The following is a 26,152-nucleotide window of genomic DNA, read 5'->3' as shown; positions in this document are numbered from 1 at the left end:
CGAAAAGAGAGGGGAAACACTCGTGACCGCAAGGTCAGAGGGTCCATTCCCGCAGCGACTGCGCCACTGCTCGGACTCCGTCCAACTGTTCTGCTACCCGCACCCCCGCGGTGCCGCCTCGCGCATTACGCGAAGCGATGGAACCCTCGACTGTCAGCACCTCACGAACAGCGGGTGTCAGCGCACTGTCGACGCCGGCCAGTTCCTCGTCCGTGAGATCTTCGAGTCCGACGCCTCGCGCTTCGGCGACACGCACACACGCTCCAGCAGCCTCGTGTGCAACCCGGAACGGCACGCCCTGACGCACCATCCACTCCGCGATGTCGGTGGCCAACGTGAACCCTGCCGGAGCAAGTTCCGCCATACGCGCGGTGTGGAACTCGAGAGTCTGCACCAGGCCGGTGATGGCCGGGAGCAACATCTCCAGCTGCGCAACCGAGTCGAAGACCGGTTCCTTGTCCTCTTGCAGATCGCGGTTGTACGCCAGCGGCTGAGCCTTGAGCGTCGCCAGCAGGCCGGTGAGGTTACCGATCAAACGACCAGACTTACCGCGCGTGAGTTCCGAGACATCCGGATTCTTCTTCTGCGGCATGATCGACGAACCTGTCGACCACGCGTCGGCAAGCGTGATGTAGCCGAATTCCGGTGTGCTCCAGATGATGATCTCTTCCGCCATGCGTGAGAGATCGACACCGATCATCGCAAGCACGAACGCTGCCTCGGCCGCAAAATCACGCGAAGCGGTTGCGTCGATCGAGTTCTCGGCCGAGCTGTCGAACTTCAATTCCGCTGCAATGGCTTCGGGGTCGAGACCGAGCGAGGAACCGGCGAGTGCACCGGAACCGTACGGGGACACCGCAGCTCGTACGTCGAAGTCGCGAAGACGTTGCACGTCGCGCAACAGCGGATGCGCATGGGCGAGCAGGTGATGTGCCAACAAGACCGGTTGAGCAGCCTGCAGGTGCGTCTTGCCCGGCATCACGGCATCCGGGTGAGCCCCGGCCTGAGTCGCCAATGCGTCGACCACGTCGAGAACGCCGGTGGAGATGCGGCGAACCGCATCCCGAAGCCACATGCGGAACAGCGTGGCCACCTGGTCGTTTCGCGAACGACCAGCACGCAGGCGTCCGCCGACCTCAGGCCCGACACGCTCGATCAGACCGCGTTCGAGTGCGCCGTGTACGTCCTCGTCCGAATCACTCGGTCCGAAGGCGCCACTGTCAACATCGGCCGCCAGACGGTCGAGACCGTCGAGCATTGTCGCGAGGTCGGCCTCGCTGAGCAGGCCTGCCTTGTTCAGTACGCGAGCATGCGCCTGCGACGCCCGCACGTCGTACGGAGCGAGGACCCAGTCGAAGTGAGTCGACTTGCTCAGCGCCGCCATGGCAGCGGCCGGTCCGGACTCGAACCGTCCGCCCCACAGCGCGCCTTCGTTGGTGCCGTGTTTCTGAGCGTCTCCGTCACCGTGAGCCGTCATGGCTCAGAGTCCCAGATCGCGCTTCGCGGCGACCTTCGACGACAGACCGTGGATCTCGACGAAGCCCTTCGATGCGGACTGGTCGAAGCTGTCGCCCTCGTCGTACGTCGCGAGGTTGAAGTCGTAGAGCGACTCCGGGCTACGACGACCGTTGACGGTGATGGCTCCACCGTGCAGGAAGAGACGAATGTCGCCGGTGACGCGCTCCTGCGTCTTGTTGACGAACGTGTCCAGTGCGTCCTTGAGGGGCGAGAACCAGAGGCCGTCGTAGACCAGCTCGGACCAACGCTGCTCCATCTGACGCTTGTAGCGACCGAGTTCGCGTTCGAGGGTGACGTGCTCGAGTTCCTGGTGCGCGGTGATGAGAACCATGGCTCCGGGAGCTTCGTAGATCTCACGGCTCTTGATGCCCACGAGACGGTCCTCGACGACGTCGAGGCGACCGACACCCTGAGCGCCTGCGCGCTTGTTCAGTTCCTGGATGGCTTCGAGAACCGACACCGGGCGGCCGTCGATGGCAACCGGGCGACCCTTGTCGAAGCTGATGATGAGCTCGTCGGGCGCGTTCCAGTTGACCGTCGGGTCCTGGGTGTAGTCGTAGACGTCCTTCGTCGGTGCGTTCCACAGATCCTCGAGGAAGCCGGTTTCGACGGCGCGGCCCCAGACGTTCTGGTCGATCGAGAACGGCGACTTCTTGGAGACGTTGATCGGGATGTTGTTCTCTTCGGCGAAGGCGATGGCCTTCTCGCGGGTCCAGGCGTAGTCGCGGACCGGTGCGATGACCTGAAGGTCGGGCGCGAGGGCGCCGAATCCGACCTCGAAGCGAACCTGGTCGTTGCCCTTACCGGTGCAACCGTGCGAGACGATGGTGCCGCCGTGCGAGCGTGCAGCTTCGACGATGTGCTTGACGATCAGCGGACGGCTGATGGCCGAGACCAGCGGGTAGCGGTCCATGTAGAGGGCGTTGGCCGCAATGGTCGGCAGGCAGTACTCGTCCGCGAACTCGTCGCGGGCGTCGACGACAACGGATTCGACTGCGCCGCAGTCGATCGCGCGCTGACGCACGACCTCCATGTCCTCGCCACCCTGCCCCAGATCGATGGCGACGGCGACAACTTCAGCGCCGGTCTCCTTACCGATCCAACTGATGGCAACAGAAGTGTCCAGCCCGCCCGAGTAGGCGAGTACGACGCGATCGGCCATGGTTTTTGTGCTCCTTCGGTTGAAAATCTCTATCAAAGAATAAGGGGTCAGGCGAGCGATTCGATCATGGCCGCGAGTTCCGCTCCGGAAAGCGGTTCTCGGGCCACCACGAAGATGGTGTCATCTCCGGCGATCGTTCCCACGATGTCGGGCATCGAGGACCGATCCAGTGCGCTCGCGAGGTAGTGCGCGGCTCCCGGCGGTGTCCGGAGAACCGCCATGTTGCCGCTGAAATCGGTGGAGACCAACAGCTCACCCAACAGCCGTGAGAGGCGGTCGGTACCGCCGGACACACCGCGTACCGGGTTCCCGTCCTCCGGCACCACGTAAACACCGGCGCCGCCGTCAGCGGCACGCAGTTTCACCGCTCCCAACTCTTCGAGGTCACGCGAGAGGGTGGCCTGCGTCGCTTCGATGCCCTCGGCACCGAGCAACGCCGCCAACTCCGTCTGACTTCGGACGGGATGCGCCGCCAGCAGCGCGATGATGCGCGACTGGCGACCGGCCCGAGTGGGAGCGACGCTCACGCCTGGTCCAGTTGGGTTCGCTGTTCCAGCAGCCACACGAGCAACGCCTTCTGGGCGTGCAGACGGTTCTCCGCCTCGTCCCAGACGACGCTCTGGGGTCCGTCGAGAACCTCGTCGGTGACCTCTTCGCCGCGATGGGCCGGCAGGCAGTGCAGGACGACAGCCTTCGGATCTGCTTTGGCGAGCAGTTCCTTGTTGATCTGGAACGGACGGAAAGGTCCGACCCGATCGAGCCCGTCGTTCTCCTGACCCATCGAGGTCCAGGTATCGGTTACCAACGCGTCGGCACCGACGACGCCGGCCTGCGGGTCCTGCGTCAGCGTGATGGTCGCACCGGTTTCCGCGGCGCGTGTGCGCGCTGCTGCTACTACCCAGTCCGCCGGTTCGAAGCCCGCGGGACTTGCGATGGTGACGTCGATGCCTGCGGTGACTCCGCCGAGCATCAGCGAGTGAGCCATGTTGTTGGCGCCGTCGCCCAGGTAGGTCAGCTTCAGTCCCTTGAGCTCACCCTTCTGCTCGATCAGCGTTTGCAGATCGGCCAGAACCTGACAGGGATGAAATTCGTCGGACAACGCATTGACGATGGGAATCGTTGCACCCGTTGCCATTTGCTCCAAGCGCTTCTGGCCGAACGTGCGCCACACGACGGCGTCGACATAGCGGGAGAGTACGCGTCCGGTGTCCGCCAACGTCTCTTCACGACCGAGTTGGGTACTGCGCCCGTCTACGACGACGGCGTGGCCGCCCATCTGCGCGATGCCCATCTCGAACGAGAAACGTGTACGCGTCGAGTTCTTCTCGAAGATGACGCCGACTCCGCGAGGACCCTCGAGTGGACGCCGAGCGAACGGGTCCTTCTTGAGAATCGCAGCGAGTTCCAGAACTTCGGCCTGCTGCGCCGGAGTCAGATCGTCGTCCCTGAGAAAGTGTTTCACCACGGTAGTCACTTCTCCCCCGGCTGGTCAGCCGATAGTGCACTGTCGAAGATGGCAGGTAGTGCTGCCACGAAGGTTTCGGCCTGCTCATCTGTGAGGATGAGCGGCGGCGCCAACCGGATCACTCCGGGTTGCGCTGCATTCACAAGGTACCCGGCTTCGCGCGCGGCATTTTCCACCGCCGGCGCGACGTCCTCGGTCAGCACGACACCCAGCAACAGTCCTGATCCCCGTACGTAGTCGACCAACGGATGGCCCAGATCTTCGATGCCCGCCGAGATCGATTTGCCCAAGCTGTCGGCGCGTGAGATCAGGTCTTCCGCTGCAATGGTTTTCAGCACGGCAAGCGCCGCCGCAGCGCACACCGGATTGCCACCGAACGTCGTACCGTGCTTGCCCGGTCCGAACAACTCTGCCGTTGCCCCGGTCGCGATGCAGGCGCCGATCGGCATTCCGCCGCCGAGTCCCTTCGCAAGAGTGATGACGTCCGGCACGACGCCGACTGCCTGATGTGCGTAGAACCAGCCGGTCCGGCCGATGCCGGTCTGAACTTCGTCGAGTACGAGCAGCGCACCACGTTCGGCGGTGATCCGCCGAGCCTCGACTAGGTATCCCTCGGGTGGCACTACGACGCCGCCCTCACCCATGATCGGTTCGAGGAACACAGCAGCGGTGTCGGAATCGACTGCCCGCTCCAGTGCCTCGACATCGCCGTACGGCACGAACTCGACACCGGCGGGCATCGGTTCGAACGGCGCCCGCTTGGCCGGCTGACCCGTCAGAGCGAGTGCCCCCATCGTGCGACCGTGGAAAGAGCCCTCGGCCGCGATGATCTTCTTCCGGCCAGTGGCGCGAGCGAGCTTGAAGGCAGCCTCGTTCGCCTCGGTACCGGAGTTGCAGAAGAACGCGCGCCCGGTGACGTTGCCGAGATGAGCGAGCAACTGCTCCGCCAACTCGACGACCGGCTCGCTGGCGTACAGGTTGGAAACATGGCCGAGTGTCGACAACTGAGTAGTGACGGCTTCGACGACGGCCGGATGTCCGTGTCCGAGGATGTTGACGGCGATTCCGGCAAGGAAGTCGACGTACTGCTTGCCGTCGGCGTCGGTGAGTACAGCGCCGTCACCGCGGACGAGAGCAACCCGGGGTACGCCGTAATTGTTCATCAGCGAAGCGGACCACCGCTGCTGCAGATCGATCGTGCTCATGAAGTAGCTCCCTGCTGGGGACCGGCGACCGAGGAGCCGGGCACGACCATCGTGCCGATTCCTTCACCGGTGAAAAGTTCGAGTAGGACTGAATGTTCGAGCCGGCCGTCGATCACGTGCGCCGACGGCACACCTCCGCGCACCGCGCGAAGGCAGGCCTCCATCTTTGGCACCATGCCGGCATCGAGACTCGGCAACAACTGGGCAAGGGCGTCGGTGTCGATTTCGGTGGCCAGCGAGGATCGGTCCGGCCAATCGGTGTACAGGCCTTCGACGTCGGTGAGGACAACGAGCTTCTCGGCACCGATCGCCTCGGCCAGTGCGGCAGCGGCGGTATCGGCGTTGATGTTGTGGACGACGCCGTCGGCATCGGGCGCGATGGTCGAGACTACCGGAATGCGTCCTGCCGCAATGAGATCGAGTACCGCGTCTGGGTTCACGGTGGTGACGTCTCCGACCAGGCCGATGTCGGTCTGCTCCCCCTCGACCGCAACAGTGCGTCGAGTAGCGGTGAACAGGTGCGCATCTTCACCGGAGATACCGACCGCGTACGGACCGTGCGCGTTGATCAGGCCGACGAGTTCACGGCCCACTTGACCGAAGAGCACCATCCGGACGACGTCCATCACCTCGGGCGTCGTGACCCGGAAACCACCGCGAAACTCACCCTTCATGCCAAGGCGTGCCAGCATCGCGTTGATCTGCGGGCCGCCGCCGTGCACGACGACGGGGTGGATGCCAACAGTCCTCAGGAACGCCATGTCCGCGGCGAAGGCGGTCTTCAGTGTCTCGTCGATCATGGCGTTTCCGCCGTACTTGACCACGACCACCTTGTCTCGGAATCGCTGCAGCCACGGCAGCGCGTCGGCGAGGACATGCGCCTTCTGATGCTCGCTGATCACGGGATACGTCTCGGTCATGACGAGTACGCCGAGTTCTCTTCGACGTACGCGTGCGAGAGGTCCGTGGTGCGAATGCTCACGGACTCGTTGCCGATTCCCAGGTCGATGTCGAGTTCGATGTCGATCCCGCTCAGGTCCACCTCACGCGCTCCCGGAGCGCCGACGCCGTCGATGCAGACGGGACTCCCGTTGAAGGACACACTGATTCGATCGGGATCGAGCTCGATGGGAGCGATACCCACTGCTGCGAGGACGCGGCCCCAGTTCGGATCGGATCCGAACAGTGCCGTCTTGACCAGGCTGTCGCGGGCGATGGTGCGGGCGCCGATCAACGCATCGGACTCGGACGCTGCGCCGCGCACCGTCACCTTGACCCGCTTGGTGACGCCCTCGGCGTCTGCCATCAACTGATCCGCGAGATCGTCGCACACTGCGAAGACCGCGGCGTTGAGTTCGTCCTGGGTCGGTGTGACACCGCTGGCGCCGGAGGCCAACAGGAGCACCGTGTCGTTGGTGGACGTGGCGCCGTCGACGTCGAGGCGATCGAAGCTCAGGTGGGTGGCGGCGCGCAGAGCGGTATCGAGCTGCTCGGCCGTTGCGACAGCATCGGTCGTGACGACGCACAGCATCGTCGCCAGTGCGGGCGCGAGCATGCCTGCACCCTTGGCCATTCCGCCGACGTTCCACTTGTTCGCGTGGTGCAGCGACGCCTGCTTCGGCACGGTATCGGTGGTCATGATCGCGTACGCCGCGTCGGTACCGCCGGAGATTCCGCCGGCCAGTTCGTGCACTACCTCGGTGACACCGGGGATCAGCTTGTCCATGGGCAAGCGGTCACCGATCAGGCCGGTCGAACAGACGGCGACCTCGATCGCGCCCGTCTCGGTTCCCCAATTGCTCAGTGCCGACGCAACTTCCTCGGCAGTCTTGTGCGCATCCTGGAATCCACCCGCGCCGGTACACGCGTTTGCGCCGCCCGAGTTGAGCACGACCGCGCGCAGCTTGCCCGTCGTCAAAACCTGCTGAGACCACAGCACCGGAGCAGCCTTGACCTTGTTCAGGGTGAAGACGCCGGCAGCGGCCAGATCGGGTCCCTCGTTGAGCACCAATGCGAGGTCCGACTTGCCACTCTTCTTGATACCGGCAGCAATTCCGGCACCGCGGAATCCGGCAGGTGCGGTAACGCCCTGTGTGCGGAGCAGACGTCCCCCGGCGACGTGAACCACGTCTGCAACTGTCGCGTCAGGCTCGGTTGCGTTGTCGATCTGCTGCGGATTGTCGGTGCTCACGGAGCTACTCCCACGGTAGAGAGACCTGCGGTCTCGGGTAGGCCAAGGGCGAGATTCATCGATTGCACCGCGCCACCGGCGGTGCCCTTGGTGAGATTGTCGATTGCCGAGATGACAACGAGCTGACCGGCGTCGGCGTCAACGGTGACCCCGATCTGCACGGCATTGGATCCGATCACGGCACCGGTCTGCGGGAAGACTCCGGCAGGCAGCACGTGGATGAACGGCTCGTCGTTGTATGCCTTTTCGTAGATTTCGCGCGCTTGCTCTTCGGTGGCCGTGGTGGCTGCCGTGCAGGTCGCGAGGATGCCGCGCGGCATGGGCGCGAGGACCGGAGTGAAAGAAACACTGATGTCCTTGCCGCCTGCGGCCGAAAGATTCTGAATGATCTCAGGGGTGTGGCGATGGACACCTCCGACACCGTATGCGCGGACGGAGCCCATGACCTCGGAACCCAGCAGATCGGCCTTCGGTGCCCGGCCGGCGCCCGAAGTGCCACTGACCGCAACCACGTTCACGTGTGAGTCCACGATCCCCGCGGCAACGGCGGGGGCCAGCGCGAGGCTCGCTGCCGTCGGGTAGCAGCCCGGAACGGCAATGCGGGTTGCGCCTACCAATTTCTCACGGGCACCGGGCAATTCAGGAAGACCGTATGGCCAGGTACCGGCATGAGTGCTCTTGTAGTACTTCTCCCAGGCTGCGGGATCCTGCAGCCGGAAGTCCGCGCCGCAGTCGATGATGACCGTCGACTCGGGCAGCAACTTGGCGTACTGAGCCGAATTTCCATGTGGGAGACCGAGGAAGACGACGTCGTGACCCGAGAGGATTTCGACAGTGGTCTCTTCGAGTACCCGCGAAGAGAGTGGGAGCAAGTGCGGATGATGCTCACCGAGCGTCGAACCGGCGTTGCCACCGGCGGTCAGCGAACCGATCACCAGACTGCCGTCGGCGTAGGACGGGTGCCCGAGGAGCAGACGCAGAACCTCACCACCGGCGTACCCACTGGCGCCGGCAACGGCGACTCTGATCGGCTTGCGTGCGTTCTCGGTCGTACCACCTTCAGTCATGTCACACAGTATGCATCATTGTGCATCGGAATGCATAATTACTTACCCATGGATCGCCGGATCTCCTCGAGCTTGGCTTTTGCGGCCTTCTGGCGCTCGTCCCACTGCTCGTCGACGGACTTTCCGGCAGGACTCTCGTGTGCCAATTCGGCCGAACCTATGGAAGTACCGAAGCGCCCCTCTATCTTCTCCCGAACACGGTCGAAAGTGGGGACTCCCCCTTCGGTGTAGTCGGGTTCGGGAATTCTCGGGTCGGTCGCAAGTACCACCGGGACGTCGATGATCTCGTCGACCTCCACAACGGTGTCGGGCAGTTCGACTTCTTCGGCGTCGGTGATCGTGTTGTCGTCCTCTACACGGTGCGGCTCGAGGCTCGCGGCAGCGGTGTCCACCACGGAAAGAAGGACCGACAAGCTCGGACGACGCTCGACCACTGCGCGAACGACCGCGAGGAAGTCCTTGTCGTCGAGTGCACTGGCGGCCTCGACCACCTGGTGCACGGAACCATCGTGCTCGGACCCATCATGTTCGGGCCCATCATTTCGTGACACTGTCAGTCCCTTCTCGAAATGCCGACGGACAACTCCGATCCTTCCACGACTGTCTGCCGAAGGGGTCAGCGTGAGGCGAGGTAAGCGGCAAACGCGTCCTCGCTCGAATATTCGGGGACGTACCCGAACTGTTCCTTGAGCCGCCGATTGTCGAGAACGGGTCGGTACTGGAGAAATCCGACGCGCTCCGGACCGTGTTCCGTTACGCCCAATCGCCGTCCGACTCGTAGAACGCCTCGCAACAGCCATGCAGGAAGCGTCACCGTGCGCTTGCCCATCCGGGAAGCCAACTCGTCGACGGTCAACGAGCCGTCGCCCGCGACGTTGAAGATGCCCACTTGGTTTCCGGTCACGGCCTCCGCAAAAGCGCCCGCGACATCGGTGTGCCAGACAAACACGAAGGGGCTGTCGCTCCCGGCAACCTTGAGCAGCTTGCGGCGATCGAACAACGCGGTGATCTGATTGTCGACGCTCTCACCCAAGATCGTGCCGATCCGGAAGACAACTTGTTCCAACTCCGGGTGTTCGACGCGATATTCGGCGAGCATCTCTTCGACCAGGCGTTTGTGGCGACTGTAAGTGAATTCGTCGTTGCCTCGGACAGGTACGTCCTCGGTGATCCACGGTGGGTTGTCGGAGTGGTAGCCGTACGCCGCTCCGGACGAAGACACGACGATCCGTCCAACCCCGTGTTCGACGCAGGCCGCGAGCACGTTTCGTGTCCCGTCGACGTCAACGCGGTACTCCTGCTCTGCTGTCGTGTTCTTGCCGGGATTCACGATGGACGCAAGGTGGATCACGACGTTCGGTCGGTACTGACCGAACACCCGCCCCAATTCTGTGGGGTCGCAGACGTCCGCCCTAACGCGGCGGATGCGATCGTCCGGCGTGTCCTTGACGGTGAGGTCGACACAGACGACGGTGATGCCCTGCGCGATCAGTGCGTCGATGACAGCGGTACCCAGGAACCCGTTCCCGCCCGTGACGAGTGCGACGGTCATGCCGGTACCGCCTTTCGGGCGCGTCGCTTGGACCAGATCGTCGCCAGAGCCAACCCGGCGATGATGTCCCAGATCCCCCACCAGCCGGCCACGACGGCCATGCCACCGAGCCCGTCGAAGAACGTGAACACCAGGCCAAGCCCCAGTCCCGCATTGCGGATGCCGACCTCGAAAGAGACGGCGCGACGGCTGTATTCGTTCAACCCGGTGACGGCGCCGCAGAAGTATCCCAGTGCGAGGGCAACCGTGTCGTGCAGGAAGACCGCGAGCAGTACCACCCCGATGTAGTCGACGAAGTACGACGCATTCCCTGACACACCCGCGACGATGAAGATCAACAACGCCACCAACGAACCGTTTTTCACCCACGGCTGCGCTTTCGCGGCGATCTCCGGGAACTTTTGTGCCGCCCAGATGCCGAGAACGAACGGCACGCCGATGATCAGGGCGATTTGCGCGACCATCTCGAGCGCATTCAGGTTCACGGACTGCAACAGAGCGTCGGTCTCCGGGCGTCGGCTCCCCCAGAACGCGAGATTGAGCGGCATGAGGAAGATCGCGAGGACGTTCGACACCGCCGTCATGGACACCGAGAGTGCGACGTCGCCGCCCGCCCGGTGAGTCAGGACATTCGAGATATTGCCCGGCGGGCAGCACGCCACCAGGATCATGCCGAGCGCTACCGAGGGAGCGGGCGAGAGAATCAGCGTCAGCAGAAAAGTCACTGCCGGCAGCAGCAGGAACTGGGCAGCGATACCCACCGCCATCGCCTTGGGTTTGGTGAGCGCACGACGGAAGTCGTCGACCGAGGTGTCGAGGGCGATCCCCAGCATGATCGCGGCCAGCACCACGTTGAGGATCATCAACGATCCCGGGTTGAAGTTGAGCACCACGTCGTCGATCGGCATCATTGTCCTCCCTTCGTCAGAGCGGCATCGAGCAGTCCGATGTGCCGCCTGATCGTTGATCGGTAGGCGTCCTTGTTCACGTAGTAGGCCATTCGTCCCAGCTTCAGGTACTTGTATCCCCCGGACAGATCGGGAGGAGGGCCGGCCGCCGCTGCCGAGAATTCGCGCGCCGCGGCGGGGGCTTCGGTGCGTGCGGTGATCAATTTGGCCACCAACTCGGCCTGCTCGTAACGGCCCTGCCACCCGAGACCGGATGCTTCGACCATGCCGAGCACAAAGAGATTGTCGTGACGGCGACTCGCGACGTTGAGGAACAGGTCCGGGGCAGCGCCCGACCAGTCCAGGTCCTCGCGCGCGATGAAGGGATAGTCGAGGTGATACCCCGTGGCGCAGAGAACGAGGTCGTAGTCGGCAGACGATCCGTCGACAAACCGCACCGTCTTCCCCTCGAACCGGTCGACGTCAGCGCGCACGTGCACGTCACCGTGCCCGATGTGGTGCAGGATCAACGAGTTCACGACCGGATGCGATTCGTAGATCTTGTAGTCCGGTGCCGGAAATCCGAACCGCACCGGATCTCCCGTGAACTGCTTGAGTACCAAGGTGTCGACGCGTTGTTTGATCCACGGCGGCAACGGCTTTCCCTGATTCAAGGTGTCCGAGGGTCGCCCGAACAGATACTTGGGGACGAAGTAGTAGCCTCGCCGAACGCTCAAATCGACGCACTCGGCCTGGTGGACGGCATCGACGGCGATGTCGCATCCACTGTTGCCCGCTCCGATGACCAGCACTCTCTTTCCGCGGAAGATCTCGGCACTGCGGTACTCGCTCGTGTGCATCAACGTGCCGGTGAAGTCGCCCCGGAACGTCGGTATGTTCGGCTTCGACAGCGTTCCGTTCGCGATGATCACGCCTCGATACCGCGCGACTGTCGTCTCACCGCTGCGACTACGCGTGGTGACCTGCCACAGCGAATCGACCGGCGAAACGTCGATGACGGTAGTGCCGAAGGCAAAGTGCTTGCGAAGATCGTGGGTATCGGCGTAGTCGCGGAAATACTCGGCAAGTTCGACGTGGCTCGGGTAGTCGGCAACCGAATCCGCCATCGGGAACTCCGCGAATGCGGTGGTGCCCTTCGACGAAATGAGGTGCGCCGACTCGTAGACGGTGCTGTGCGGGTTGTCGATGTCCCAGAGCCCACCGACGTCGTCGTGGCTCTCGAAGCCGTCGAACGCTATGCCGGCTCGATCGAGGTTTCGTGCGCCGGCCAATCCAGACGGACCCGCTCCGATCAGCGCGTACTTGCCCTCTGTGCTCATGGGTCGAGCGTCGCAGATAGTTCGAATCTTGCGGCAATGTGCAGGATAATGACGTTATGAGCGCACTCGATGCCGACAACGATCGCGGGATAGATGAAATCGATCTGAGGATAATCAATGCGCTGCAACTCGCACCGCGATCGAAGTGGCTTTCGTTGGCCGGCCCACTCGAACTCGACGCCGCGACTCTCGCCCGGCGTTGGAATCGACTGTCCGAATCGTCGTTGGCCTGGGTCACGGTTACTCCGGGGCCACAGGTGCTGGGCAGCATCGTCACAGCGATCATCGAAATCGATTGCTCACCAGAACTTCTCGACACCGTCGCGGCACGTCTCACCGTCTTGGCCCACGCCGTGACCATCGAAGTATCAACAGGTAGAGCCGATCTGCTCGTCACAGCCGGTACTGCGGACTTGGCGTCGATGTCGCGCTTCATCTCGGAAGAGATCGCAACGATCGACGGCGTACTCGCGACACGAACCTCGATCATCACACGCTGGTTCACCGAAGGTGGGCGATGGAGACTCAATGCGCTGGCACCGTCCGAGAAGGGTGTGCTGACCACCAGCGAAAACCGTACTGCCGTGCGCGCTCGGTCGACCGGCATTTCCGAACAGGATCGCAAGGTTCTCACGATCCTCGCCTACGACGGGCGCACTCCCATGAAGGAGTTGGCCGACGCGATCGGTGTCAGTCCGGCTGCATGCAAACGCCAGATCGACCGGCTCACGTCTTCGGGGTTGGTGGCGCTGCGGTGTGAATTTGCCCGGCCGCTGGCCGGGCTTCCCGTGCTCGCCACACTGTGGTGCCGCGTCGAACCCGAACTTCTCGATACTGCGGGCCGATTACTGAGCCGAGCGCCGGAAGTCCGAAACTGTTTCGCGGTGGTGGGCGCCGACAATCTGGTGGTTCAGTTGTGGCTGCATTCTCCTGCAGAACTCGATGCATTCGAAATTCGTCTGCGCAAGGAGATTTCGGGGCTTTACGTCACCGAACGATCCATTCTGCTGCACCTGCGCAAACTGCTCGGTCACGTACTCGATCAGGACGGGCGCAGAACCTCGACTATCGCCCCGGATGTGTGGTTGCCGAGCCGCACCGATTCACCGGAAAACCGATAACACAACAGAGCCCACGACCACCGGGAGTGGACGTGGGCTCTGTGATCAGTTGAGTAGATCAGCCGCGCATCTGCGCACCGACGGCCTTGGAGGCAGCCTCGACCGCGGCATCGCGAGCCGCGCTTGCCTCGTCCTCGGTCAGTGTCCGGTCGACACCACGGAATCGCAACGCGAACGCGAGCGACTTGCGGCCTTCACCGACCTGCTCGCCCTCGAAGACGTCGAAGAGGCGAATGTCTTCGAGAAGTTCGCCGCCGCCGGAACGCAGAGCTTCCTGGACCTTCGCCGCAGGAATATCGCGATCGACAACAACCGCCACGTCCTGGAGCACTGCGGGGAAGGGCGAAATGCGCGGCGCCGGCAGGTTCTCGACCAACGGCAAAGCGTCGAGGTCGATCTCCAGTGCACAAGTGCGCGCAGGCAATCCCGCACGCTCGAGAACAGCCGGATGCAGTTCGCCCGCATGACCGACTACGTTGCCGTCAACGACAACCTCGGCGCAACGGCCGGGATGCCACGGCAGGTACTGCGCCGCACGCAGTTCCACCTCGACGCCTGCTGCAGCTGCAATGACCCGCACTGCTGCAAAAGTGTCCGAAGCCTCGGCCTGACGGCCAGGACCCCAGGGGCCGCTCGGCTCACGCAAACCACTCAACACTGCAGCGATGTGCACGGGCTGAGCCGGCAACGACGCGATCAGGTTCGCGATCTGCTCGTCCGTCGGGCGACGATCCACCGGCAATGCATCCACCGGCTTGGTATCGGGGCCCGGCAGGACAACCTGCGCGATGCCGTACAGCGAAAGATCACGCTGACCGCGAGAAGCGTTGCGAGCCAGGATCTCCAGCAGACCCGGGAGCAGCGTGGTCGCCAACTCCGGACGATCGGCTTCGAGCGGGTTGAGGACCTTGCTGGTGTTGCGGCGCGGATCATCCGCGTCGAGGCCCCAGACGTCGAAGACGTTGGTGGGCAGGAAGACCGGAGGAAGTACCTCGACGTAACCGGCGTGAGCCACGGCCTTCGACACCGTGCGCTTACGCCGCTGCGACGGAGTCAATCCGCGTCCGGCCGGAGCGGCGGGAAGCACCGACGGGATCTGCTCGAGACCTTCGAGGCGAAGAACTTCCTCGACGAGGTCCGCAGGCTGCACCAGGTCCGGACGCCACGACGGCGGCGTCGCGACCAACTGGCCGTGTCCCTCTTCGCTGACGCCGACCTCGACGTTGCAGCCAACCTGGGTGAGGCGGCGAGCTGCGGTGCCGTTGGGGTACGTGACTCCGGCGACACGATCGGGCAGGTCGATATCCATGCGAATGGCAGCGCGAGGGGCAACATCGCCCACGTCGGTCAGGACCGGCTCGATCCGTCCGCCGGCAATCTCGACCAGCAGAGCGGCTGCGCGGTCGACGGCCGCGAGCGGAATCGCCGGATCGACGACGCGCTCGAAACGCTTGCTCGCCTCACTCGGCAGCTTGTGCCGGCGCGCCGTCTTGAAGACTGCGAGCGGATCCCAAGTAGCTCCTTCGAGGAGGATGTCCGTCGTTGCCGTTCCCACCTCGGTGGTTGCGCCGCCCATGACGGCAGCCAGCGAGATGACTCCGGAATCGTCGGCGATGACAACGTCTTCGGGATCGAGCGTGCGTTCGACGTCGTCGAGCGTCGTCAGCTTCTCCCCCGCCTTGGCGCGACGGACCACCAGGTCGCCCTGCACCGAGGTCGCATCGAACGCGTGCAGAGGCTGGCCGAGTTCGAGCATCACGTAGTTGGTGACGTCGACGGCCGGCGAGATCGGGCGAACACCCGAGAGCAGAAGTCGACGCTGCAGCCACCACGGGCTCACTGCCTGCGGATCGATACCCGTGATCTTCCGCATCACGAAACGCGAAGCCTTGGACTCCGGTTCGAGGCGCACCGGCCAGGCTTCACCCTCAGCCGGGTGCGCGGGAACCGAAGCGGGATCGGCATATTCGAGATCGAAGCCGCACGCGAGCTCTCGTGTGAGACCGCGGACCGAGAAGCAGTAGCCACGGTCCGGGGTGATGTTCAGTTCGATGATCGTGTCACCGAGACCGAGCAACTCGTTGCCATCTGCGCCGGGTTCGGCGGTACCAGGCTCGAGCACCAAGATGCCCGAATGGTCTTTGCCGATACCGAGTTCCGAGACGGAGCAGATCATGCCGTCGGACACCTGGCCGTACGTCTTGCGAGTGGCGATTTCGAATCCGCCGGGCAGCACCGCGCCGGGCAGCGCAACGACGACGAGGTCACCCTCGTTGAAATTGCGCGCGCCACAGACGATGCCGCGAGGCTCGGGTTCGCCGACCTCGACCTGGCAGAAGCGGATCGGCTTCTTGAACTCGGTCAGTTCGATGATGGAGACGACCTTGCCGACGACCAACGGGCCGTCGATCGCCTCGAGTGTGTCGAGTTCCTCGACTTCGAGTCCCACCCGGACGAACCCGGCGTCCAACTCTTCCGGGGTCACCTCCCAGTCCGGAGTTGCCCGCTGCAGGATCTCGGTCAGCCAGGATTGCGCTACTCGCACGTCTGCTCAGCTCTCTCGTTTGTCGATAAGTCTTTGTGAAGGTTCCGCGGACCGGATCGGTCAGCCTGCGACACCGAAGGGCAGCGTGAAACGCACGTCACCTTCGACGATGTCGCGCATGTCCGGGATACCGTTGCGGAACTGCAGGGTCCGCTCGAGGCCCATGCCGAATGCGAAACCCGAGTACTCGTCGGGATCGATACCGCTGGCGCGCAGAACGTTCGGGTTGACCATGCCGCAGCCGCCCCACTCGACCCAGCCTGCGCCGCCCTTCTTGTTCGCGAACCAGACGTCGACCTCGGCCGACGGTTCCGTGAACGGGAAGTAGTTGGGGCGCATACGGGTACGCGTCTCGGGGCCGAAAAGGGCACGAGCGAACGCGTCGAGAGTCCCGCGCAGGTTGGCCATGGTCAGGCCCTTGTCGACGGCCAGGCCTTCGACCTGCGAGAAGACAGGCGTGTGGGTCGCATCGAGTTCATCGGTGCGGAACGTGCGGCCCGGGCACACCACGTAGATCGGCACCTCACGCGAGAGCATGGTGCGGACCTGCACCGGCGAGGTGTGGGTACGCAGCACCTGGCGCGAGTTCTCGGGTGCCAGGTGGAAGGTGTCCTGCATCGTGCGCGCAGGGTGATCCGGCAAGAAGTTGAGTGCGTCGAAGTTGAAGTGCTCGGTCTCCACCTCCGGACCCTCGGCAACTTCCCAACCCATCGCGACGAATACGTCGGCGACCTGCTCGGAAATCAGGCTGATCGGGTGACGCGCCCCGACGGGGTAGCGATCGGAGGGCAGAGTGACGTCGATTGCCTCGGCAACCAACACCGCGGCGTCACGCTCGGCGAGGAGGACCTCACGACGAGCGTCGTACGCGTTGTTGATCCGAGTGCGGAAGATGTTGACGCGCTTACCGGCGTCCGCCTTTTCCTTGCCCGGAAGGCTGCCGAGTCCCCGGCGCGCGAGGGCGATCGGGGACTTGTCCCCCAGGTGCTCCACCTTGACGTGCGCCAGCGCGTCCAGGTCAGCGGCGTCCGCCAGCGCCTTCTCGGCGTTCTCAGCCGCAGCGGTCAACGCCTCTTCGGTGAGTACACTCGCGTCGACCTCCGGCGGTGTCGCGCCCTCATTTTTGGCCACGGCTGTGACGCTCCTGTCGCTTCTCGGTTTACTTCTCGTACTGCGTGCTTCTTGTACTGCTTACTTCTTGTACTGCGAGCGAGCATTCGAACTCGCTCGAGCATTGTCTCTGCTCTTGTATTGTCTCAGGCTTCCGCAAATGGGATTCCGTGAGGTCTTCGCGTGCGTTTTCAGCCGTGATCGGTGGCGCGATTTTGCACCCGCGCGCTTGCGTACAGGCAAATTGCCGCCGCTGTCGCGAGGTTCAAGCTTTCGGCGCGGCCATGGATCGGAATCCTGACCCGATGATCAGCCTGAGCGGCGATCGCCGGATCGAGACCGTGGGCTTCGTTACCGAACAGCCAAGCCGTCGGCTTGCTCAGCAACTCGTCGGCCTCGTCGAGATCGACCTCGCCGTCAGCTGCAGTCGCGAGAATCTGAATGCCGGCTGCGCGAATCTGCTCGATCACCGACACCGTGTCTCGATCGCGGACGACTGGCAGGTGAAAGAGGCTGCCCGCCGACGAACGAACGACCTTGCCGTTGTGCGGATCGACGCTGTCACCGGCGAGGATTGCCGCATCGGCACCCACTGCGTCGGCGATGCGAATGACGGTGCCCGCGTTACCTGGTTCGTTGACCTCGACCGGCACTGCGAGCAGTCGGGTCTCCTGATGGACGGCTGCGCTCAGCGGTACATCCAGTAGATCGCTGACGGCAACGAGACCGGGCGGCGTGACGGTATCGCTCAGAGCTTTGATTGCTCGATCGGTCACAAGAGCAACACGAACTCCAGCGGTCAGCGCCCGATCGATGACGTGCTGATAGCGCTCGGCTGCGTCCTCGGTGTAGAAGAGGTCGTGTACCGGGCGGGCCTCGCCGTGCGAGAGTGCACCGTTCAACAGTTCGGTGACCGAGTTCTCGCCCTCTACGAGGAAACGTCCTGCTTTGCGTCGTTCTGCTGTGCGCAGGAGCTTGACAGCAGAAACGACCCGCGGAGTCCGCTCGGTGAGCGGGTCCACGGGCCGTTGCTGTGATGCGTGAATCAGGCTGCTTCTCCGGCAGGAGCGTTCACGTCAGCCGGCAGAGCGGCCTTCGCGAGTGCGACCAGGCCGGCAAAGGCCTCGGCATCGGAGACAGCGAGCTCGGCCAGGATCTTGCGGTCGACCTCGACCTCTGCCAGACGCAGGCCCTGGATGAGGCGGTTGTACGTGATGTCGTTTGCGCGAGCTGCAGCGTTGATACGCGTGATCCACAGCTTGCGGAACTCGCCTTTGCGCGCACGACGGTCGCGGTACGCGTAGGTGAGCGAGTGGAGCTGCTGCTCCTTGGCCTTGGTGTACAGACGCGAACGCTGTCCACGGTAGCCGCTGGATGCAGCAAGAATTGAACGACGCTTCTTCTGGGCGTTGACCGCCCTCTTTACGCGTGCCACTTGAAAAATCCTGTCAATCTAGGGGCTGAAAGTACGGCCCCGGGTGGTCAGTAAGGGGGCGACTCAGATGCCGAGCATGCGCTTGATGCGCGGAGCGTCGTCAGGGCTGACAACAGCGACACCGTCGAGACGACGGGTAACCCTGCTGGACTTGTGCTCGAGAAGGTGGCGACGGCCGGCCTTCTGGCGCATGAGCTTTCCGCTGCCGGACACCTTGAATCGCTTCGAGGCGCCGCTGTGGCTCTTCATCTTGGGCATGGAGTCCTCAGTTCTTGTTACGTGGTGGATCTTGGGAAATCGACTAGCTGGCCGGAGCCTCGGGAGCGGCATCGCCGGTCGCCGGTGCTTCCGGAGCTGCTTCACTGGAAGCCGGTGCGGCCGGAGCCGGACGCGGAGCAGCCTGAGCCACTGGCGCCTGAGCGCTCTCCTGCGCCTTGACTCGAGTCTTGGCGCCCTTGTGCGGTGCCAGGACCATCGTCATGTTTCGGCCGTCCTGCTTTGCCGAGGTTTCGACGAATCCGAGATCTGCGACGTCTGCTCCCAGACGCTGCAGAAGGCGGTAGCCGAGTTCGGGGCGTGACTGCTCACGTCCGCGGAACATGATCGTGACCTTGACCTTGGAACCGGCTTCGAGGAAGCGAACGACGTTGCGCTTCTTGGTCTCGTAGTCGTGGTCGTCGATCTTGGGTCGGAGCTTCTGCTCCTTGATGACCGTCAGCTGCTGGTTCTTACGTGACTCACGTGCCTTCTGCGCAGCCTCGTACTTGAACTTGCCGTAGTCCATGATCTTGCAGACCGGTGGACGGGCATCAGGAGCTACCTCGACCAGGTCGAGGTCGGCCTCAAGGGCCAAGCGGAGTGCATCTTCAACACGCACGATGCCTACCTGTTCCCCGCCAGGTCCGACCAAACGAACCTCGGGAACGCGGATACGATCGTTGATGCGGGTCTCAGTGCTGATGGGGCCTCCTAGGTTGAACGGTGCGGTCTTCATGACCGCACGCAGCCCGTACCGCCCGCACCCCAACAAAAAAGCCCCGCTGTGATGATTGCTCATCCGCGGGGCCCGATGTCGACCGATCACATAAGATCCAGCTCACGCCGAAACCTATCTCCTCGACTGAGCGAGGAACCTGACGAAGAATTGATCTCCGATAACAGGTGACCGGAACCACTGAACCGCAGTTTTACCTGCCGCGCAGAGGTGGGAGTCGGACTCCACTTGCTGCCCCCGAACAAGTCGGAGGCGGTCGTTGCAACAAGAGTAACAGGTCGCCACAGATGAAAGAAATCGGTCCCGCTCCCAGTGCTGCCGGGAGAGGCCCGATTCAACACGACCACAGCCTGATGGAATCCTTACAACCATGAGTGAGAACTTCGAGGCAGATCAGAACACCGACGGCGCGAACCCCGACGTCCGCGAACTCTCCGAAGTTCCCGCGGTCGAGGTCATCAGCCGCGCCGCAGTGATGCTGATGAGTTCGGCTGCCGAAAAACTCGGCCTCTCCGACGCCGATCCGTCTTCCAGTCCCTATCTGGACCTCGACGAAGCTCGTCGAGTCATCACGGCGCTTGCCGGACTCGTGACTGCGTCGGTCGAATACCTCGGCCCCCACGCCGGACCCATCCGTGAAGGCCTTCAAGCCCTGCAGCGCGCATTCCGTGAGGCCTCCTCGCACCCGGACGAGCCAGGAAAGGGACCGGGCGAGAAGTTCACCGGTCCGGTCTACTGAGTTGGCAACCGCCAACAAAACTCAACCGACGCCCGAGGACGTCGACGCATTCATTTCACGCGTCGACGACCGCAAGCGTGCCGACAGCGTGGAGTTGATCTCCTTGCTGTCGGCCGCGACCGGCGAGCCTGCCGTCATGTGGGGCTCGAGCATCATCGGTTTCGGGGCACGGCACTACCGGTATGCGAGTGGCCACGAAGGTGACACCCCACTGATCGGGTTCTCCCCCAGGGCCACCGCGCTCACGTTGTATTTGTCGCTGAACTTCGACGACTACACCGACACACTGGCGCGCCTCGGCAAGCACAAGATCGGCAAGGGCTGCCTGTACGTCAAACGGCTGAGCGACGTCGACATGGCAGTCCTGACCGAACTGATCGCGGATTCCGTTGCCGCAGCCCGCAACATGATCGACTGAACAGGTCACCTTCGTGGGGCTACAGGCCGAGCGTCTTCGGGCGGTTGGCCGAACAGGGTCGAATCCCGTGGTGTGAAGTGATCGTTCGTGAGCGTGGCCCGACGCATTCGATCGAGTCGAAACCACCGCACCGCGTCGCGCTGGCGACACCAGCCGATGAGAAACCACTGCCCACGGTCCTGCGCCAGAATGTGCGGCTCAACTGCCCGCACCGTCTCCGCACCGTCCCCATCCACGTAGTGCAACGACACGACTCGACTCTGTTCGAGACCCTGCTCGACGGCCTGCCGGTTCGCGCGCGAATCCGTCAGAACCCCGCCGTCACCGCGAATCCACACGCGGCCACCGAGCTCGGCGACCTTGCGACGACTCTCCTCGTCCATCACATCGAGCAGTTTCGCCAGCGCTGCTCGCCCATCCGGCGCAAACGGAGCAACACCCATCGCCGTCAAAGCCAACGCGATCGAAACTGCCTGCGGAACAGTGAAATTCACCGGCGGCAGCGTGGCGCGACCCACGAGTCGGTATCCACCTCCGGGACCTGAGCGCGCTTCGATCGCCGCACCCGACATCATCAGCGTCTCGATATCCCTCTTGATCGTCCGGGTGGTGACGCCGAATTCCTCGGACAATCGGGAGCACGTAGTCCCTCGATCGCCCTGTCGCCGAAGTTCCTCGACGAGAGCATGCAATCTCGCAGCTCGATTCACGTTCACCAGTGTCTCAGATTCCGATACCAAACGGTGACATAATTGGTGACACTCTGTTGTCACCAACCCGGGTGCACTGTAAGTACATGAAAACTCACATCGTTCTTGTTCCCGGATTCTGGCTCGGTTCATGGGCTTGGGATGCAGTACTCCCCCACCTCGAGCGCTCCGACACCACCCGTGTGACCAGCCTGACGCTGCCCGGACTCGACGCCGTCGATGCAGATCGATCAGCGATCACCTTCGACGCCCACGTCCGCGCAGTCATCGACGCTGTATCGGATTCAGACGAACGTACGGTCCTGGTCGTACACAGCGGCGCCGGCCCGGTGGGATACGCGGTAACCGATCGCATCCCGGATCGAGTCGCGCGGATCGTCTACGTCGATTCAGGTCCCATGCCCGACGGCGCGGCGCTGCGACCGGATCTGGCGGCTGACGTCGTCGAGATACCGCTGCCGACGTGGGCAGAACTTGAAGCAGACGGCAGCAGCCTCGAAGGACTCGACGAGAAGGCTCTCGAGGCGTTTCGCGCCAACGCCGTCCCCGAACCGGCCGGGCCGGCGCGTGAGCCGATTGTCCTGACGAACGAAAAGCGCTACCAGGTGCCGTCAACCGTCGTTTGCAGCACGTTCCCGTCCGCGGTGATTGCCCAGATGGCCGACGGAGGTCATCCGATGGCCGCCGAACTGGCGAAACTCCCCGTGACGTACGTCGACCTCCCGACCGGCCATTGGCCGATGTGGTCGCGCCCCGAAGACGTCGCCCAGGTGATCCTCGGGGCCGCCGCTTCCTGATCGACAAAGCAGTGATGCCGGATCGGATTCCGACCCGGCATCACTGACCGACTGCTACTTGCTCACCTTCTACTAGCTCACGGAAGCAGCTTTCTTCCGTGGCGCCGCCTTCTTTGCGGCAACTGCCTTCGTTGCACGCTTCTTGGTGATCGGCTTGGCCTTGACGGGCGCGTGCTGTGCGGTGAGAACCTCACTGAGGAACTTGCCCGTGTAGCTCTCGGGGACCGCGGCAACGTCCTCCGGTGTACCTTGCGCCACAACGGTTCCGCCGCCGGATCCACCTTCGGGCCCCATGTCGACGACCCAGTCCGACGTCTTGATCACGTCGAGGTTGTGCTCGATCACGATCACGCTGTTGCCCTTGTCGACCAGACCGTTGATCACGATCAGGAGCTTTCGGATGTCCTCGAAATGCAGACCCGTGGTGGGCTCGTCGAGGATGTACACCGTGCGACCGGTGGACCGCTTCTGCAACTCGGCGGCCAGCTTGACGCGCTGCGCCTCACCACCGGACAGGGTCGGAGCCGGCTGACCCAGTCGGACATAGCCCAGTCCGACGTCGACCAGCGTCTTGAGGTACCGGTGAATAGAGGTGACCGGCTGGAAGAACTCGGCGGCTTCCTCGATGGGCATGTCGAGTACCTCGGCGATCGACTTGCCCTTGTAGTGGACCTCGAGCGTTTCGCGGTTGTACCGAGCGCCGTGGCATACCTCGCAGGGCACGTACACGTCCGGCAGGAAGTTCATCTCGATCTTCAAGGTTCCGTCGCCGGAGCACGCTTCGCAGCGTCCGCCCTTGACATTGAACGAGAATCGGCCGGGCTGGTAACCGCGGACTTTCGCTTCCGTGGTGGCCGCGAACAGGGTTCGGATCTTGTCGAACACACCGGTGTACGTCGCCGCATTCGATCGCGGAGTCCGGCCGATCGGAGACTGATCGACCTGCACGAGCTTGTCCAGCTGATCGAGACCGTTGATTCGTGTGTGACGGCCAGGCACCTGGCGTGCACCGTTGAGCTTGTTCGCCATGACGGTCGCGAGAATGTCGTTGACCAACGTCGACTTGCCCGAACCGGAGACACCGGTGACAGCGGTGAGAACACCCAGCGGGAAACTCACGTCGATGCCGTCGAGATTGTGCTCGCGAGCTCCGACCACCGTGACCTGACGTTTGCGATCCACCGGCCGACGAATGGCCGGAACCTCGATGAAGCTGCGACCCGACAGGTAGGCCCCGGTCAAAGACTCTTCACACGTCAGCAGTTCTTCGTACGGTCCGCTGTGGACGACCTTGCCGCCGTGCTCGCCGGCGTACGGTCCGATGTCGACCACCCAGTCGGATGTACGGATCGTGTCTTCGTCGTGTTCGACGACGATCAGCGTGTTGCCGAGGTCGCGCAGGCGCGTCAGGGTTTCGATCAGTCGCCGGTTGTCACGCTGGTGCAGCCCGATGGACGGCTCGTCGAGCACGTACAACACACCGACGAGTCCGGATCCGATCTGCGTTGCCAAGCGAATTCGCTGGGCTTCGCCACCGGACAACGTGCCAGCGGCTCGCGAGAGGGAAAGGTATTCCAGGCCGACGTCGAGCAGGAAGCCGAGGCGCGCCTGAACTTCCTTGAGGACCTGACCCGCGATTGCCTCTTCACGCGAGCCGAGAGTGAGGCTGTTCAGGAAATCCGCGCAATCGGAGATCGACAGTTCACAGACCTCGGCGATGGACTTACTGCCGAAGTCTCCCGCCGCGATAGTTACCGACAGGATTTCGGGGCGCAGGCGAGCACCACCACACGCCGGGCACGGGGTGTCGCGCATGTACCCGTCGTAGCGTTCCTTCATCTGATCGGATTCGGTCTGTTCGAGCCGGCGGTGCAAGAACGGCATCACACCTTCGAACTCCGCGTAGTAAGAACGGGTACGGCCGTATCGATTCTTGTACCGGACGTGCACCTGCTCTTCGCTGCCTTCGAGGATTGCTTTGCGGGCCTTCGCCGGCAACTTGTTCCACGGCGTCTTCATGTCGAATCCGAGAATGTCGCCGAGGCCGGACAGCAGGCGTCCGAAGTACTCGGAACTCTGACCCATCGACCACGGCGCGATTGCACCGTCTTCGAGACTCAGGTCAGGATCGGGAACCACCAGATCCGGGTCGACCTCCTTGCGGATACCGAGGCCGGTGCATTCCGGGCAGGCGCCGTAGGGCGAGTTGAAGGAGAACGAGCGCGGTTCGAGATCGTCGATCGCGAGTGCGTGGCCATTCGGGCAGGCCAACTTCTCGGAGAAACGACGCTCACGATCAGGTGCATTTTCTTCACGGTCGACGAAATCGAGGACCACGATGCCTTCGGCCAATCGAAGTGCGGTCTCGACCGAGTCGGTCAGGCGCTGCTTCGAGCTCGCCTTGACCTGCAATCGGTCGACCACTACTTCGATGTCGTGCTTTTCCTGCTTCTTGAGCTTCGGCGGATCGGCCAGCGAATGGACGACTCCGTCGACGCGCACGCGCGAGTAGCCCTGGGTGTTGAGCTGATCGAAGAGATCGACGAACTCGCCCTTACGAGTACGGACCACTGGTGCGAGGACCTGGAACTTGATGCCCTCCTCCATCTCGAGCACCTGGTCGACGATCTGCTGAGGCGTCTGACGTGCGATCTTCTCACCACACACCGGGCAGTGCGCCGAACCTGCGCGGGCATAAAGGAGCCGGAGGTAGTCGTAGACCTCGGTGATCGTGCCCACCGTCGAACGGGGGTTGCGGTTGGTCGACTTCTGGTCGATGGACACCGCCGGCGACAAACCCTCGATGAAATCGACATCGGGCTTGTCCATCTGACCGAGGAACTGACGCGCGTATGCCGAGAGTGACTCGACGTAGCGACGCTGACCTTCGGCAAAGATCGTGTCGAACGCGAGGCTGGACTTGCCGGAGCCGGACAACCCGGTGAAGACGATCAGGCTGTCTCGCGGGAGGTCGAGATCGACTCCTCGCAGATTGTGCTCACGCGCACCCCGCACGATCAGGCGATCCGCCACACCAATTCCCTTCATTGTCAATCGTCCGGGGCCGTCCCCCCGGAGAAGTCTCGAGTGGCCTCGCAAACGCGAGTCCTCGAGCGATCGTCATCGTAAGCCGAGCCACCGACACGTTTTTCTCACCAGGCGAGCCCATCGCTCTACCTGCCCCTATTCGAAGGTAGCCTGCGTTTCATGACGAATCAGCCCATCGTGATCGACGACTCCTACACCGGTCAGGTCTCCCCCGATTCTGCCCCTCAGCGGCGCACAGTCGACGGTGCCGTCATCACGAAGATGTCGGTCGGCCCCATGGACAACAACACTTACCTCGTCGTCTGTTCCGCGACCGGGAAATCTCTCCTGATCGATGCGGCCAACGAGGCCGAGAAGATCATTGCGCTCATCGAACAGGAAGCACCTGTTTTCGATTCCATCGTCACCACCCACCAACACGGTGATCACTGGTTGGCTCTGCAGGACGTCCACGCTGCCACCAAGGTGCCGACCGCCGCTCACCCTCTCGACGCGGATGTCCTTCCCGTCACCCCGGACGTACTCCTCGAAGACGGTGACAAGGTGACAGTTGGCAATCTGAGCCTCGACGTCATTCACCTGTCCGGCCACACGCCCGGTTCCATTGCGTTGGCTCTGACCGAACCGAACGGGCAGGTTCACCTCTTCACCGGCGACTCACTCTTCCCCGGCGGCGTAGGCAAGACCGCCGACCCCGAGAAGTTCACTTCCCTGCTCGACGACGTGGAAAACAAGCTGTTCGGAAGGTACGACGACGCGACTGTCGTCTACCCCGGGCACGGCAAGGACACGACGCTGGGTACCGAGCGCCCGCACTTGACGGAATGGCGCGAGCGCGGTTGGTGACG

At 63.3% G+C, this 26,152-nt stretch carries 25 protein-coding genes; 5 read left to right on the top strand and 20 right to left on the bottom strand.

Going from position 1 to position 26,152, the window contains the following annotated elements:
* Nucleotides 1-34: 34 nt before the first annotated feature.
* The 12 genes from argH to EEB12_RS28055 form a co-directional block, all read right to left on the bottom strand.
* Nucleotides 35-1,477, bottom strand: coding sequence for an argininosuccinate lyase (gene argH, locus EEB12_RS28110; protein ID WP_021344365.1), 1,443 nt, complete (start codon nt 1,475-1,477; stop codon nt 35-37).
* A 3-nt stretch (nt 1,478-1,480) separates the two neighbouring features.
* Nucleotides 1,481-2,680 carry an argininosuccinate synthase gene (locus EEB12_RS28105; protein WP_007736221.1) on the bottom strand — a complete coding sequence of 400 codons (1,200 nt, stop codon included), beginning with the start codon at nt 2,678-2,680 and terminating at the stop codon, nt 1,481-1,483.
* A 47-nt stretch (nt 2,681-2,727) separates the two neighbouring features.
* A complete protein-coding gene (locus EEB12_RS28100; RefSeq protein WP_019748604.1) occupies nt 2,728-3,207 on the bottom strand; it encodes an arginine repressor in 480 nt (159 codons plus the stop codon).
* Complete coding sequence (gene argF / locus EEB12_RS28095; RefSeq protein WP_019748605.1) at nt 3,204-4,154, bottom strand: ornithine carbamoyltransferase; 951 nt, start codon at nt 4,152-4,154, stop codon at nt 3,204-3,206. The genes EEB12_RS28100 and argF overlap by 4 nt, the downstream gene beginning before the upstream one ends.
* Nucleotides 4,151-5,350, bottom strand: a complete 1,200-nt coding sequence (locus EEB12_RS28090) for an acetylornithine transaminase (RefSeq protein ID WP_141488902.1) — start codon at nt 5,348-5,350, stop codon at nt 4,151-4,153. The genes argF and EEB12_RS28090 overlap by 4 nt, the downstream gene beginning before the upstream one ends.
* Nucleotides 5,347-6,270 (bottom strand): acetylglutamate kinase, encoded by a 924-nt coding sequence (argB, locus tag EEB12_RS28085; protein WP_019748607.1) that lies wholly within the window; start codon nt 6,268-6,270, stop codon nt 5,347-5,349. The genes EEB12_RS28090 and argB overlap by 4 nt, the downstream gene beginning before the upstream one ends.
* Nucleotides 6,267-7,478 (bottom strand): bifunctional glutamate N-acetyltransferase/amino-acid acetyltransferase ArgJ, encoded by a 1,212-nt coding sequence (gene argJ, locus EEB12_RS28080; RefSeq protein WP_020907877.1) that lies wholly within the window; start codon nt 7,476-7,478, stop codon nt 6,267-6,269. The genes argB and argJ overlap by 4 nt, the downstream gene beginning before the upstream one ends.
* Before the next feature lie 59 nt (nt 7,479-7,537).
* Nucleotides 7,538-8,608, bottom strand: a complete 1,071-nt coding sequence (argC, locus tag EEB12_RS28075) for an N-acetyl-gamma-glutamyl-phosphate reductase (protein WP_019748609.1) — start codon at nt 8,606-8,608, stop codon at nt 7,538-7,540.
* A 38-nt stretch (nt 8,609-8,646) separates the two neighbouring features.
* Nucleotides 8,647-9,108 (bottom strand): hypothetical protein, encoded by a 462-nt coding sequence (locus EEB12_RS28070; protein WP_021344370.1) that lies wholly within the window; start codon nt 9,106-9,108, stop codon nt 8,647-8,649.
* A gap of 116 nt (nt 9,109-9,224) precedes the next feature.
* Nucleotides 9,225-10,160 carry an SDR family oxidoreductase gene (locus EEB12_RS28065; RefSeq protein ID WP_092763567.1) on the bottom strand — a complete coding sequence of 312 codons (936 nt, stop codon included), beginning with the start codon at nt 10,158-10,160 and terminating at the stop codon, nt 9,225-9,227.
* Nucleotides 10,157-11,068 carry a bile acid:sodium symporter family protein gene (locus EEB12_RS28060; protein ID WP_019748612.1) on the bottom strand — a complete coding sequence of 304 codons (912 nt, stop codon included), beginning with the start codon at nt 11,066-11,068 and terminating at the stop codon, nt 10,157-10,159. Before EEB12_RS28060 ends, EEB12_RS28065 begins: the two co-directional genes overlap by 4 nt.
* On the bottom strand, nt 11,068-12,387 hold the full coding sequence (locus tag EEB12_RS28055; RefSeq protein ID WP_141488901.1) for a flavin-containing monooxygenase: 1,320 nt from the start codon (nt 12,385-12,387) through the stop codon (nt 11,068-11,070). Before EEB12_RS28055 ends, EEB12_RS28060 begins: the two co-directional genes overlap by 1 nt.
* 56 nt (nt 12,388-12,443) lie before the next feature.
* On the opposite strand from EEB12_RS28055, the gene EEB12_RS28050 reads away from it, so the two are divergent.
* Entirely contained in the window at nt 12,444-13,508 is a 1,065-nt protein-coding gene (locus EEB12_RS28050) for an Lrp/AsnC family transcriptional regulator (protein WP_141488900.1), read from the top strand.
* A gap of 58 nt (nt 13,509-13,566) precedes the next feature.
* Here the strand turns inward: EEB12_RS28050 and pheT are convergent, their stop codons facing one another.
* From pheT to infC, 6 genes are all read right to left on the bottom strand, one after another.
* A complete protein-coding gene (pheT, locus tag EEB12_RS28045; RefSeq protein WP_141488899.1) occupies nt 13,567-16,053 on the bottom strand; it encodes a phenylalanine--tRNA ligase subunit beta in 2,487 nt (828 codons plus the stop codon).
* Between the two features lie 60 nt (nt 16,054-16,113).
* Nucleotides 16,114-17,184, bottom strand: coding sequence for a phenylalanine--tRNA ligase subunit alpha (gene pheS / locus EEB12_RS28040; RefSeq protein ID WP_047888963.1), 1,071 nt, complete (start codon nt 17,182-17,184; stop codon nt 16,114-16,116).
* Nucleotides 17,185-17,354: 170 nt separating this feature from the next.
* Complete coding sequence (locus EEB12_RS28035; protein ID WP_141488898.1) at nt 17,355-18,185, bottom strand: TrmH family RNA methyltransferase; 831 nt, start codon at nt 18,183-18,185, stop codon at nt 17,355-17,357.
* Between the two features lie 23 nt (nt 18,186-18,208).
* Complete coding sequence (rplT, locus tag EEB12_RS28030; protein WP_019748616.1) at nt 18,209-18,598, bottom strand: 50S ribosomal protein L20; 390 nt, start codon at nt 18,596-18,598, stop codon at nt 18,209-18,211.
* Nucleotides 18,599-18,661: 63 nt separating this feature from the next.
* On the bottom strand, nt 18,662-18,856 hold the full coding sequence (rpmI, locus tag EEB12_RS28025) for a 50S ribosomal protein L35 (protein ID WP_003944043.1): 195 nt from the start codon (nt 18,854-18,856) through the stop codon (nt 18,662-18,664).
* A gap of 43 nt (nt 18,857-18,899) precedes the next feature.
* Entirely contained in the window at nt 18,900-19,592 is a 693-nt protein-coding gene (infC, locus tag EEB12_RS28020; protein WP_003944008.1) for a translation initiation factor IF-3, read from the bottom strand.
* A 370-nt stretch (nt 19,593-19,962) separates the two neighbouring features.
* On the opposite strand from infC, the gene EEB12_RS28015 reads away from it, so the two are divergent.
* A complete protein-coding gene (locus tag EEB12_RS28015) occupies nt 19,963-20,331 on the top strand; it encodes a DUF1844 domain-containing protein (protein WP_020907885.1) in 369 nt (122 codons plus the stop codon).
* 1 nt (nt 20,332) lies between these two features.
* Nucleotides 20,333-20,749, top strand: a complete 417-nt coding sequence (locus EEB12_RS28010; RefSeq protein WP_019748618.1) for a DUF1801 domain-containing protein — start codon at nt 20,333-20,335, stop codon at nt 20,747-20,749.
* 5 nt (nt 20,750-20,754) lie between these two features.
* On the opposite strand, the gene EEB12_RS28005 is transcribed toward EEB12_RS28010, so the two are convergent.
* Nucleotides 20,755-21,465, bottom strand: a complete 711-nt coding sequence (locus EEB12_RS28005; protein WP_141488897.1) for a helix-turn-helix transcriptional regulator — start codon at nt 21,463-21,465, stop codon at nt 20,755-20,757.
* Nucleotides 21,466-21,545: 80 nt separating this feature from the next.
* Between EEB12_RS28005 and EEB12_RS28000 the strand changes: the two genes are divergently transcribed.
* Nucleotides 21,546-22,256 (top strand): alpha/beta fold hydrolase, encoded by a 711-nt coding sequence (locus EEB12_RS28000; RefSeq protein ID WP_141488896.1) that lies wholly within the window; start codon nt 21,546-21,548, stop codon nt 22,254-22,256.
* A gap of 72 nt (nt 22,257-22,328) precedes the next feature.
* Here the strand turns inward: EEB12_RS28000 and uvrA are convergent, their stop codons facing one another.
* On the bottom strand, nt 22,329-25,289 hold the full coding sequence (gene uvrA, locus EEB12_RS27995) for an excinuclease ABC subunit UvrA (RefSeq protein WP_024487477.1): 2,961 nt from the start codon (nt 25,287-25,289) through the stop codon (nt 22,329-22,331).
* Between the two features lie 174 nt (nt 25,290-25,463).
* Here uvrA and EEB12_RS27990 point away from each other — a divergent pair, with 174 nt between their 5' ends.
* The gene (locus EEB12_RS27990; protein ID WP_141488895.1) at nt 25,464-26,150 is read left to right on the top strand and encodes an MBL fold metallo-hydrolase; all 687 of its coding nucleotides are present in this window, start codon (nt 25,464-25,466) and stop codon (nt 26,148-26,150) included.
* The last annotated feature ends 2 nt before the right edge of the window (nt 26,151-26,152 follow it).

It is taken from the genome of Rhodococcus sp. WS1 (assembly GCF_003797745.1).
Lineage (GTDB): Bacteria > Actinomycetota > Actinomycetes > Mycobacteriales > Mycobacteriaceae > Rhodococcus_F > Rhodococcus_F erythropolis.
Note: the sequence above shows the minus strand (reverse complement) of the source record. Positions and strands in the feature narration are given on the sequence as shown.